9 protein-coding genes are annotated in these 11705 nt (G+C 62.9%); 7 read left to right on the top strand and 2 right to left on the bottom strand.

The genetic code is table 11. From position 1 onward, the window contains the following. Nucleotides 1-90: 90 nt before the first annotated feature. The 6 genes from zipA (at nt 91) to H6X51_RS03580 (ending at nt 9440) form a co-directional block, all read left to right on the top strand. Entirely contained in the window at nt 91-942 is an 852-nt protein-coding gene (zipA, locus tag H6X51_RS03605; RefSeq protein WP_185266150.1) for a cell division protein ZipA, read from the top strand. Nucleotides 943-1263: 321 nt separating this feature from the next. Beyond that, the gene (gene ligA, locus H6X51_RS03600) at nt 1264-3636 is read left to right on the top strand and encodes an NAD-dependent DNA ligase LigA (RefSeq protein WP_185266149.1); all 2373 of its coding nucleotides are present in this window, start codon (nt 1264-1266) and stop codon (nt 3634-3636) included. Further along, nucleotides 3633-4598 (top strand): tRNA dihydrouridine synthase, encoded by a 966-nt coding sequence (locus H6X51_RS03595; RefSeq protein ID WP_185266148.1) that lies wholly within the window; start codon nt 3633-3635, stop codon nt 4596-4598. Before ligA ends, H6X51_RS03595 begins: the two co-directional genes overlap by 4 nt. A 355-nt stretch (nt 4599-4953) precedes the next feature. Continuing rightward, nucleotides 4954-6288 carry a spinster family MFS transporter gene (locus H6X51_RS03590; protein WP_328795614.1) on the top strand — a complete coding sequence of 445 codons (1335 nt, stop codon included), beginning with the start codon at nt 4954-4956 and terminating at the stop codon, nt 6286-6288. Nucleotides 6289-6348: 60 nt separating this feature from the next. After that, on the top strand, nt 6349-7533 hold the full coding sequence (locus tag H6X51_RS03585) for an acetyl-CoA C-acyltransferase (RefSeq protein WP_185266147.1): 1185 nt from the start codon (nt 6349-6351) through the stop codon (nt 7531-7533). Between the two features lie 107 nt (nt 7534-7640). Next, on the top strand, nt 7641-9440 hold the full coding sequence (locus H6X51_RS03580) for an acyl-CoA dehydrogenase (RefSeq protein WP_185266146.1): 1800 nt from the start codon (nt 7641-7643) through the stop codon (nt 9438-9440). Between the two features lie 63 nt (nt 9441-9503). On the opposite strand, the gene H6X51_RS03575 is transcribed toward H6X51_RS03580, so the two are convergent. Further along, on the bottom strand, nt 9504-10127 hold the full coding sequence (locus H6X51_RS03575; protein ID WP_185266145.1) for a LysE family translocator: 624 nt from the start codon (nt 10125-10127) through the stop codon (nt 9504-9506). A 108-nt stretch (nt 10128-10235) separates the two neighbouring features. Here H6X51_RS03575 and H6X51_RS03570 point away from each other — a divergent pair, with 108 nt between their 5' ends. Beyond that, on the top strand, nt 10236-10688 hold the full coding sequence (locus H6X51_RS03570) for an Lrp/AsnC family transcriptional regulator (RefSeq protein ID WP_185266144.1): 453 nt from the start codon (nt 10236-10238) through the stop codon (nt 10686-10688). A 316-nt stretch (nt 10689-11004) separates the two neighbouring features. On the opposite strand, the gene H6X51_RS03565 is transcribed toward H6X51_RS03570, so the two are convergent. Beyond that, nucleotides 11005-11532: a methylated-DNA--[protein]-cysteine S-methyltransferase gene (locus H6X51_RS03565; RefSeq protein ID WP_185266143.1), complete on the bottom strand. Its 528-nt coding sequence runs from the start codon at nt 11530-11532 to the stop codon at nt 11005-11007. Nucleotides 11533-11705 lie beyond the last annotated feature (173 nt).

Genomic DNA, 11705 nt, shown 5'->3' with positions numbered 1-11705 from the left:
CGGGCGTGTTACTGTCTCGCATGAATTCCGGGTATGGCATTAAAGCGACATGCCCCTCATTGTCTACGGCATAACGGGAACAGCATATTCATGGATTTTGGTTTGCGTGAGTGGCTAATCATCATCGGCCTTCTGGTCATTGTGGGGATTCTTTTTGATGGCTGGCGGCGTATGGGTGGCCGTTCCCGCATCCGCTTCAAGCTCGAACGCAACTTGAAGGACCTGCCTGACACCCCCGACAATGATGAGCTGCTCGGCCCGGCGCGGGTGATCGGGCGTGGCGAGCGGGAGGAACCGTCCTTCGGTGATGACCTGGTTGATGACATCGCCATCAGCGCCACCAGGCAGCCCGAGCAGGCCGGCCTGGATCTCGACGAGCCGCAACCCGAGCCGCAGCCGACACCACGTGCGGAGCCGGCAGCCAGTGCACGCAAGGTACGTGAGGCGAGCGCCGAGCCGGTCATGACCGCCAGTCCGACCGCCGCAGCGCCGGCTGCCGAACCGCCGCCGGTCGAGGAAGTGTTGATCATCAACGTGGTGGCGCGCAGCGAGGAAGGCTTTCCCGGCGCGGCCATGTTGCAGAGCCTGATGGAAAGTGGCCTGCGTTACGGCGACATGAACATCTTCCATCGCCATGAAAGCATGACCGGCAACGGTGATGTGCTGTTCTCCATGGCCAATGCGCTGAAACCGGGCATCTTCGATCTGGACGAGCTGGAGCACAGCCATGTGCGTGCAGTGAGCTTCTTCATGGGCTTGCCCGGCCCGCGGCACCCCAAGCAGGCGCTGGACCTGATGATCGCCTCGGCGCGCAAGCTGGCCCAGGAACTGGGCGGCGACCTGAAGGACGAGAACCGCAGCGTGCTGACCGCCCAGACCATAGAGCACTATCGCCAGCGCATCGCCGAGTTCGAACGCAAGCGCTTCGGCCTGCGTCGCTGAGATCCTGCGGGGCTGACATCCTGCTGGGCTGCTAGAGCCCCGTCATCCTTCGCGAACGACTGCATGGATGCAGGAGTTAGAGCGACGCAGGAAGCCAAAGCCGAGGCGAAGGATCCAGGGTGCCGGCTGACTTGGTGTAGCCTGTGGATCCTTCGCCTTCGCGAAGGATGACGGTATGGCTGGAAGGATGACAGTGTAGGAAGGATGACGGTGTAGATAATGGTTGCTCCACCCTTGTGGAGGTTGTGCTCCGTCGCCAGTGCTGCGGGGTTCCCTGCTACAATCACCGCCTTTGTTCCATCTTCGACGATTTGACCGCCCATGACCGTGACTCCCGACCCGGCGCTGCTCGCGCAACAGCTGCGCAAGCAGATCGACCAGCACAACTACAGCTACTACGTGCTCGACGAGCCGACAGTACCCGACGCCGAGTACGATCGCCTGTTCAACGAGCTGCGGGCGCTGGAGGAGGCCAATCCGGACATCATCACCGCCGATTCACCGACCCAGCGGGTCGGCGGCATGGCCTCCTCGGCCTTCGGCCAGGTGCGCCACGATGTGCCCATGCTGAGCCTGGGCAATGCCTTTGCCGAAAGCGACATGCTGGACTTCGACCGCCGGGTGCGGCGGGGGCTGGACCTGCCGGAGGGTGATCTGCTGGACGGCGGGACGCAGGTCGAATACTGCTGTGAACCCAAGCTCGACGGGCTGGCCATCAGCCTGCTGTACGAGAACGGCATCCTGGTGCGTGGCGCCACCCGCGGTGATGGCACCACCGGCGAGGACATTACCGCCAACGTGCGTACCGTACGCAATATCCCGCTGAAGCTGCGCGGCAGCGGCTGGCCGGCAGTGCTGGAGGTGCGTGGCGAGGTGTACATGACCAAGGCCGGCTTCGAGCGCCTGAACGAGAGCGCCCGGGACACCGGTGGCAAGACCTTCGCCAACCCGCGCAATGCCGCGGCCGGCTCGCTGCGCCAGCTGGACGCCAGTATCACTGCCCAGCGCCCGCTGGAATTCTGCTGCTACGGCATCGGCCGCTTTGAAGGCGAGCTGCCGGACACCCAGGTCGGCATCCTGCAGCAGTTGCGCGACTGGGGGCTGCTGATCAGCCGCGAAATGAAACTGGTCAAGGGTATCGACGGGTGCCTGGACTACTACCGTGATATCGGCGAGCGGCGCAACGCGCTGCCCTACGAGATCGATGGCGTGGTGTTCAAGGTCAACGATCTGGGCTGGCAGCGTGAGCTGGGCTTCCGTGCCCGCGAGCCGCGTTGGGCGATCGCCCACAAGTTTCCCGCCAGCGAGGAAATGACCGAGTTGCTGGATGTGGAATTCCAGGTCGGGCGTACCGGCGCGGTGACCCCGGTGGCGCGCTTGAAGCCGGTACAGGTAGCCGGTGTCACCGTATCCAACGCCACCTTGCACAATATGGACGAGGTGCAGCGCCTGGGGGTGATGATCGGTGATACCGTCATCATCCGCCGCGCCGGGGACGTCATCCCGCAGGTCATGCAGGTGGTCAGCGAACGGCGCCCGGCAGATGCGCGGCCGGTGCATATTCCCGAGCAGTGCCCGGTGTGCGGTTCTGCGGTGGAGCGTACCCAGCTGGTCAAGCGCGGTCGTGGCAAGCAGACGGTGACCGAGGGGGCGGTGTATCGCTGCGTCGGTCGGCTGGCCTGCAAGGCGCAACTGAAGCAGGCGATCATCCACTTCGTATCCCGCCGCGCGCTGGATATCGATGGCCTGGGCGAGAAGATCGTCGAGCAACTGATCGAGCGGGAGATGATCGCCTCACCCGCCGACCTGTTCGCCCTGACCCATGACCAGGTGATCACCCTGGAAGGCTTCGCCGAGGTATCGACCAACAATCTGCTGCTGGCGATTCAGGAGAGCAAGCAGGTGACCCTGGCGCGCTTCATTTATGCCCTGGGTATTCCCGATGTGGGCGAGGAAACCGCCAAGCTGCTGGCGCGCGCGCTGGGCAGGCTGGAACGTATCAGCCAGGCGCTGGCGGAGGTGCTGATGTTCCTGCCGGAGATCGGCGCGGAGGTGGCCCATGAGATCACCGCGTTCTTCGAGGACGAACACAACCAGACGGTGATCCGCCAGTTGCTTGAACGTGGCGTGCAGTTGCAGGAGGAGGGTGAACTGGCCGCCGAGTTCGCCGCCAGTGTCAGCCTCGGCGCCTTCCTGGCGCGGCTGGAAATCCCCTCGGTGGCCAATACCGGGGCCGAGCGCCTGGCCAGTACCTTCGGCAGCCTGCAGGCAATCATGCAGGCGGACTGGCTCGACCTCAAGCAGGTCGAGCGGCTCAACGAGAAGGCGATCAAGAGCCTGCGTGAGTATTTCCAGGATGCGCAGCGGCGCGAGCGGGTCGAGCGCATCGAACAGCAGTTGAAGGACTTCGGCATGCACTGGGACAGCCCCCGGGCGCAGTCCGCCGGCTTGTCACTGGGCGGCCAGACCTGGGTGCTGACCGGCACCCTGGAACGCTTTTCCCGGGATGTGGCCAAAGAATATCTGGAAAGCCTGGGCGCCAAGGTCGCCGGTAGCGTATCGGCCAAGACCCATTGTGTGGTCGCCGGGCCGGGGGCGGGCAGCAAGTTGGCCAAGGCCGAACAGCTGGGCGTGCCGGTGATGGACGAGGCCGGGTTGCTCAAGCTGTTGGCCGACAACGGCATCCAGCCATGAACCACGGCATCATCCTGGCGCCGATGGAAGGGCTGGTGGACGCCCCGCTGCGCGATATCCTCACCCGCATCGGTGGCATCGATCGTTGTGTCAGCGAATTCATCCGGGTTACCGAGGGGCAGCTGAACATCGGCAGCATCCGGCGCATCGTGCCGGAAAGCCTGCAGGACTGGAAAACCGCCACCGGCGTGCCGGTGCATCCGCAACTGCTCGGCTCCGACCCACGCTGGCTGGGGCATAACGCGGCGCTGCTGGCGGAGCTGGGCGCTCCGGCGGTTGACCTGAATTTCGGTTGCCCGGCCAAGACCGTCAATCGCCACCGGGGTGGTGCGACCCTGCTGCGCGAGCCGGACACGCTGTATCACATAGTTGCGGCGGTACGTGCTGCGCTGCCGGCGCAGATACCGGTCACCGCCAAGATGCGCCTGGGCTACAGCGATACCAGCCAGACCCTGGACTGCGCCAGTGCCCTGGCCGCGGCCGGCGCGGCGGAAATCGCCGTGCACGCCCGCACCAAGATGGATGGCTACAAGCCGCCGGCACACTGGGAATGGCTGGCCCGGGTGCGCGAGGCGGTGAAGGTGCCGGTGATCGCCAATGGTGATGTGACGGACGTGGCCGATTACCAGCGCATCCGCCAGGTCAGCGGCTGCCAGCAGGTGATGATAGGTCGCGGACTGGTCGCGCGCCCGGATCTGGGGCGGAGCATCCAGCTCATGCAGCAGGGTGCAGCGGCGCAGGCAATGACCTGGGCCGAACTGCAACCCTGGTTGGTGGATTTCTATAGCCAGGTGCGCTCGCGGGTCGCCGATCGTCACGCGCCGGGTCGCCTCAAGCAATGGCTGGGCTTTCTGGCGCGCAACTATCCCGAGGCCCAGGTACTGTTCGACCAGGTACGCCGGCAGACCTGTGCCGATACGCTGCAGACGCGGCTGGCCAGCGAGATAGCTGCCGCTGCCTGAACTACCCGCTGGTAGTCCGCTTCGTGCCGGGGCGGCACTCCCACACCATCGGGTTGTCGAGCGCCTCGGGTCGCGATCGACCGGGTCACGTTGACCGGGTCACGGTCGACTCGACGACAGAACGTATATTGCCCCCCCGCCAACGATCAGCCCCACCTTTCTCAAGCAACGAAAATCGCCTTTAATCAGGACAGCGGACCGTGAAGACGGGGCCGCTTTTGTCATGATTGGAAACCGTCATAGTTCAAAATGATAATTCCGCATCCTATTCACTGATGCCATGTTTTCGAAATCGACTTTCGCAGTGCGAACCTGATAGTCTTCCGAAGAGTCCACTGACGTACCGGAGAGCCTAGTGCTGAATAACAATAACTACCCATCCACGCCGCGTGCCTGGTTCACCGTTGCCATCCTGTTGATGGCCTATGTGTTGTCATTCGTTGACCGGCAGATTCTCAATCTGCTGGTGGGTCCCATTCGTGCCGATCTGGGTATTTCCGATACGCAGATGAGCCTGCTGATGGGCCTGTCTTTCGCCATCTTCTATACCATTGCCGGTATCCCGCTGGGCCGGGTGGCCGACACTCGCAGTCGCCGTGGGCTGATCGCCTGGGGCATCCTGTTCTGGAGTCTGATGACCGCGGCCTGTGGTCTGGCCAAGCAGTACTGGCATTTTGTGCTGTTCCGTATCGGCGTCGGTGCCGGGGAGGCGGCGCTGTCTCCGGCGGCTTATTCCCTGATGGCCGACAGCTTCCCGCCGGAGAAGCGCGCCACCGCCATCAGCGTGTATTCCATGGGTATCTATCTGGGCGCCGGCATGGCCTTCCTGCTTGGCGGCATCGTCATTACCTGGGCCAATGCCCGTGGTGACATGGTCCTGCCACTGCTCGGCACGGTGCGGCCCTGGCAGGTGATTTTCCTGGTGCTGGGTGCCGCCGGTGCTCTGTTCAGTCTGGTGCTGCTGGCCATCCGCGAGCCGAGCCGCAAGGGCGTGGGTGCCGGTGTGGCGGTGCCGCTGAAGGATGTCGGTGCCTACCTGCTGAGCATCCGCAAGGCGGTGATTTGCCACAACTTCGGTTTCGCCTGCCTGTCGTTCGCCTCCTATGGCGCCTCGGCGTGGATCCCGACCTTCTTCATCCGCAATCACGGCCTGACCGCCGGCGAGGTGGGCATCTACTACGGCTCCCTGGTGATGTTCGCCGGCTCGCTGGGCATCGTGTTCGGCGGACGCCTGTCCGACTATCTGTCGCGTCGTGGCTACAAGGACTCGAACATGCGTGTCGGCCTGCTGTCGGCGGTGCTGACGCTGATGTGCAACGCGGTGTACCTGGTCGACAACATGACCGTGCTGTGGATCATCATGTTCTTCAATGTCTTCACCGTGGCCATGCCTTTCGGTGTCGCACCGGCAGCGATCCAGGAAGTGATGCCCAACTCCATGCGCGGGCAGGCTTCGGCGATCTATCTGTTCGTCATCACCCTGATCGGCCTGGGTATCGGCCCGACCGCTGTGGCCCTGGTAACCGACTATGTGTTCCAGGACGACATGGCCATACGTTATTCGATTTTCTGGGTAGCCAGCATCATCACCATCGGTGCCGTGGTGCTGCTGTGGATGGGAATCAAGCCCTACCGCGAGGCGCGAGAAACGCTCGCCGCCTGGGGGGCGAAGCAGGAACAGACGGCCTGAACCGTCATCACTCGATATGTGGCGCCTCCGGGCGCCCGGCTTGAAAACAGGAGCTGAACCATGACTGATGCAGTAATCGTATCCACGGCCCGTACCGGCCTGGGCAAATCCTACCGCGGCGCTCTCAACGACACCCACAGTGTCGACATGGCCGGCTTCGTCATCGAGGAAGCGGTCAAGCGCGCCGGTATCGACCCGGCACTGGTCGAGGATGTGATCCTCGGCGCCACCTTCCATGAAGGTGCCCAGGGCAAGAACATGGCACGCCTGGCGGCCATCCGCGGCGGCCTGCCGGTCACTACCGCCGGCATGTCGCTGAACCGCTTCTGCAGCTCGGGTCTGCAATCCATCGCCATCGCTGCACAACGTGTAGTCAGCGAGAAGATCCCGGCCATCGTCGCCGGCGGCGTCGAGTCGATCAGCCTGTGTCAGAACGACAAGATCAACATGTTCCGCGGCACCAACGAGTGGATCATGAAGAACAAGCCGGAGCTGTACCTGTCCATGATCGAAACCGCTGACATCGTGGCTGCCCGCTACAACGTCAGCCGTGAATCCCAGGACGAATATTCGCTGATCAGCCAGCAGCGCGTGGCCGCTGGCCAGGAGTCGGGCAAGTTCGACGACGAGATCGTGCCTTTCACCACCAGCATGAAGGTGCAGAACAAGGAAACCGGCGAAATCTCCGATCAGCAGGTCACCCTGACCCGTGACGAGTGCAACCGTCCGCAAACTACCCTCGAAGGTCTGGCCTCGCTGAACCCGGTACGTGGTCCTGAGCACTTCATCACTGCCGGTAACGCCAGCCAGCTGTCCGATGGCGCCTCGGTGTGCACCGTGATGAACGGCAAGGTCGCCGAGCAACTGAACATCGAGCCCATGGGTATCTTCCGTGGCTTCGCCGTGGCCGGTTGTGAGCCGGACGAGATGGGTATCGGCCCGGTCTTCGCCATCCCGCGTCTGCTCGAGCGCAACGGCCTGAAAATGGACGATATCGGCCTGTGGGAACTGAACGAAGCCTTCGCTTCCCAGGTTGTCTACTGCCGTGACCGTCTGGGCATCCCGATGGAAAACCTCAACGTCAACGGTGGCTCCATCGCCATCGGCCACCCCTATGGTGTGACTGGCTCGCGTCTGACCGGCCACGCACTGATCGAAGGCAAGCGCCGTGGCGTCAAGTACGTGGTAGTGACCATGTGCATCGGCGGCGGCCAGGGTGCAGCTGGTCTGTTCGAGATCGTTTGATCCTGCGATAGATTGTAGGTTGCTACTCGCAAGCGAACCCGAGCTCTGCTCGGGTTTTGCTTTTTGGTTGAACCTGTTTGTTTCAAGCTGACCCGGAGCATTTTTTCATGACACAGAAGATCATCAACACCGACGATCTCGCCTTTCTGTTGTACGAGCTGCTGGACGTCGAGCGCTTTACCGAATTTTCCCGCTATGCCGATCACAGCCGCGATACCTTCGATGCGGCGATCGAGCTGGCCCTCAAGGTCGGTGCCGAGACCTTCGCACCGCACAACCACCTGTGCGACGGCGATGAGCCCCGTTTCGAAAACGGCAAAGTGGTGATCCGCCCGGAAGTGTCCGAGGCGCTGGCGGTGCTGCGCGATACCGGCCTGATGGCCGCCTCCCAGGATTACGAGCGTGGCGGCATGCAGTTGCCGTCGGTCATCGCCCAGACCTGTATCGGCCTGATCAAGGGCGCCAACGTCAGTACCCAGGCCTATGCCGGGCTGACAATCGCCGCCTGCAACCTGATCATGGCCCATGGCAGCGAGGAGTATAAGCGCCGTTTTGCCGAGCCGATGATGGCCGGGCGCTTCTTCGGCACCATGTGCCTGACCGAGCCGCAGGCCGGCTCGTCGCTGGCTGACATCAAGACCCGCGCGGTACCCGCCGGTGATGGCAGTTACCGCATCAGTGGTAACAAGATCTTCATCTCCGCCGGTGACCACGAGCTGAGCGAGAACATAGTGCACCTGGTGCTGGCCAAGTTGCCGGATGCGCCCGCTGGGGTGAAGGGCATCTCGCTGTTCATCGTGCCCAAGTTCCTGGTCAATGAGGATGGCAGCCTGGGCGAGCGCAACGACGTGACCCTGGCCGGCCTGATCCACAAGATGGGCTACCGCGGCACCACCTCGACCATGCTCAACTTCGGCGAACGGGGCGGGGCGGTTGGCTATCTGGTCGGCGAGCCGCATCAGGGGCTGGCGCAGATGTTCCACATGATGAACGAGGCGCGCATCGGTGTGGGGCTGGGTTCGGTGATGCTCGGCTACACCGGCTACCTGCACGCGCTGGAATACGCCCGCGAGCGTCGCCAGGGCCGTCCGCTGAAGGAGCGCGATCCGCAGAGTCCGATGATTCCGCTGATCCAGCATGCCGATATCCGGCGCATGCTGCTGTCGCAGAAGGCCTTCGTCGAAGGTGGCCTGTCGCTGTGCCTGTATGCCGCGACCCTGTCGGATGAGAAGAAGCACGCCGACGACCCGCTGCTGCGCGAGGAGTCGGCCGGGCTGTTGGAGCTGTTGATCCCCATCGTCAAGTCCTGGCCGTCGCAGTTCTGCGTCGAGGCCAACAGCCTGGCGATCCAGGTGCATGGTGGCTACGGCTATACCCGTGAGTATCCGGTGGAACAGTTCTACCGCGACAACCGCCTGAACCCGATCCACGAAGGCACCCACGGCATCCAGGGCCAGGACCTGCTGGGCCGCAAGGTACCCATGCAGGAAGGGCGCTTCTACAAGGCACTGCTGCAACGCATCCGCACCACCATCAGCGAATGTGCCGAGGCCAGTGAACTGCAGGCTTCCAGCAGCCTGCTGGCCGATGCGCTGGATACCCTGCAACAGGTAACCGAGTCGCTGCAGTCGGTGCGCAGGGAGGATGTCGAGCGCGGCCTGGCCAATGCCTATCTGTATATGGAGTGTTTTGGCCATGTAGTGGTTGGCTGGATGTGGCTGCGCCAGGCCCAGGTTGCATTGCGCGGCCTGCAGCAGGGCGGCGACCGACCGAAGGCCTTCTACGAAGGCAAGCTCAGGACCTGCGAATACTTCCTGCGTTACGAGTTGCCCAAGCCACTGGCGCTGGCCAGGGTGCTGGGGGAGGCGGATCGCTCTACGCTGGATATGCCCGAGGCCTGTTTCTAGGCTCATGCCGACTGGTCAGCTGTGCTGGCCAGTCGGTGTTTCTTTGGTCCACTCGTCTTCCCATCAGATACTCTGAATCACCGGCTCAGCCAGTAACAACAGGGCAATGCCGGCCATCGCCGTACCGGAAATACGGCTGACCAGCCTGGCCGCTGCAGGTCTGGTTTGCAGCACCCATTGCGCTCCGTAGCCCACCACCAGATAAACCACAGCGCAGCCGAGCAGGTGGATGCCGCCCAGGGTCAGCATCTGCACCGGCAGCGGCCAGTTGCTCTGCGGGTCGGAGAACTGTGGCAGCAAGGCCAGGAACAACAGCAGCACCTTGGGGTTCAGGCCACTGATACCGGCGCCCTTGAGCAGCCACTGCCGGGTGCTGTCGGGTGTATTGCTAGCAGCACTGGCGGGCGAGGCCGGGCTACGAATCAGCGCCACGCCGAGCCACAGCAGGTAGGCACCGCCGAGCACGGTCAAGGTATTGAGCAGTATGGGCAGCTGCATCATCAGCGCGCCGACCCCGGCGGCGACCAGCAGGATGGCCGCCATATGGCCCAGCAGCATGCCACCGACCGCAGGGAGCACCACTTTGCCGCGAATGCCGGCTGAAATGGCGTAGGCCCAGTCCATGCCGGGGGTGATGATGAGCAGGAAGGACACCACCCAGAACATTGCAATGATTTCGGTAGACACGTGGGTTGCCTGGCAGCTTCTGAACAGGAGGGAAGGATATCCCTGTTCTGCTAGAATTTGTTTTCAAATAAGGTTGTTATGGCAGGCGTAATTGGAAGGAAAGTGGTAATGGATAGGGTTGATAAGAATATTCTTTCCGAGCTGCAGAAAAATGGGCGGTTGTCGGTGACCGAGCTGGCGGAGCGGGTCGGCCTGAGCCTGTCGCCCTGTCACCGCCGTCTCAAGGCATTGGAGGAATCCGGGGCGATCCGCGGCTACCGGGCGCAGCTCGACCCGCTGGCGCTCGGGTTGGGTTTTTCCGCGCTGGTGTTCGTCACCCTGCGCGATGGCAGCCAGGCGGGTGTCGCTGGGCTGGAAGCCGCGGTCATCGAGATACCCGAGGTGATCGAGGCGCAGCGGTTGTTCGGTGATCCGGACTATATGCTGCATGTGGTGGCCAAGGATTTGCCGGCCTTCCAGAAACTGTATGACGAAAAGCTCTCGGCGATGCCGGGGGTACAACGGCTGACCTCCACGCTGGTGATGAAGAATGTGATCCAGAACCGGGTGCTGCCGTTGTGATTTGGTGGGGGGCTATGGTGGATGTGGCTGCACCAGCTTCTTTGTTTGTGTGGGCTTCGCTCCCCCTCTCCCCAGCCCCCCCTCCGGGCCCCGGCCCTTCGCAGAGCTCAGGGCGTTCAGGCGGGCGAAGCAGTGCTTCGCTATTTCCGCCTTCACCCCGCAAGGGGAGAGGGGGCAGCATTGTGGCTGCTGAACCTACTTTGTACTTCTGATCGCACTATATGGTCAGGAATATATCGAAGCTTCTGTTTGCACAAACCGGCTCCCTCTCCCCTTGCGGGAGAGGGCTGGGGAGAGGGGGAAAAGAAAGCCAAACTCAACCACCAGCCAGCCGCCGCTCCAACTCGATCAACTTCTTCTTGCGCTCAACACCCCAGCGATACCCGGAAATCCCGCCATCACTGCGCAGCACCCGGTGGCAGGGCACCACCATCGCCAGCGGGTTGGCGGCGCAGGCGCCGGCTACGGCGCGTACTGCGGCGGGGTTGCCTATGCGTTTGGCCAGTTCGGTATAGGTGATCGTCTGGCCGGCTGGTACCTTGGCCAACTCGGCCCAGACCTTCTTCTGAAACGCGCTGCCATGGGCGGCCAGCGGATGTTGCAGGTTCAGCTTGCCCAGCGGGTGATCCACGTAGTGCAGCAGGGTCTGCATGTCCTGCTGCAGCCCGGTGCGGTCTTCTTCCAGTGTGGCCTTGGGGAAGCGTTGCTGCAGGTCAGCCACCATGGCGCCATCGTCATCGCCAAGCAATATCGCCGCCGTCCCCGCAGCGCAAACGGCCAGCAGGAAGCCGCCGAACTGGCAATGGCCGGTGGTGTAGCGCAGGTGGTCTGGCAGGGTTTGCATGGCTGGCTCCGTGGCTGGTCAGATAGGCTCATCTTAGTCGCCGGGCCGAGTCCGGGAAAGGTGGAGTTGCCGGAACCCTGGGGGTGTAGCGCGCCTGAGACTGTGAAAGTATCTCAGTTGTTCGGTAGGCTGGAGGTTGTTTTCCCTCTCACCGGTATGAAGCATGAGCCAAC

Origin of the sequence: Halopseudomonas xiamenensis, assembly GCF_014219065.1 — a bacterium.
Classification (GTDB): Bacteria; Pseudomonadota; Gammaproteobacteria; order Pseudomonadales; family Pseudomonadaceae; genus Halopseudomonas; species Halopseudomonas xiamenensis.
Note: the sequence above shows the minus strand (reverse complement) of the source record. Positions and strands in the feature narration are given on the sequence as shown.

Bases quoted from the DNA above. Each gene is read 5' to 3' on its own strand.
- H6X51_RS03565 (WP_185266143.1), bottom strand. From the start codon at position 11,532: ATGCAAACCCTGCCAGACCACCTGCGCTACACCACCGGCCATTGCCAG.
- ligA (WP_185266149.1), top strand. From the start codon at position 1,264: ATGACCGTGACTCCCGACCCGGCGCTGCTCGCGCAACAGCTGCGCAAG.
- H6X51_RS03570 (WP_185266144.1), top strand. From the start codon at position 10,236: ATGGATAGGGTTGATAAGAATATTCTTTCCGAGCTGCAGAAAAATGGG.
- zipA (WP_185266150.1), top strand. From the start codon at position 91: ATGGATTTTGGTTTGCGTGAGTGGCTAATCATCATCGGCCTTCTGGTC.
- H6X51_RS03580 (WP_185266146.1), top strand. From the start codon at position 7,641: ATGACACAGAAGATCATCAACACCGACGATCTCGCCTTTCTGTTGTAC.
- H6X51_RS03585 (WP_185266147.1), top strand. From the start codon at position 6,349: ATGACTGATGCAGTAATCGTATCCACGGCCCGTACCGGCCTGGGCAAA.
- H6X51_RS03595 (WP_185266148.1), top strand. From the start codon at position 3,633: ATGAACCACGGCATCATCCTGGCGCCGATGGAAGGGCTGGTGGACGCC.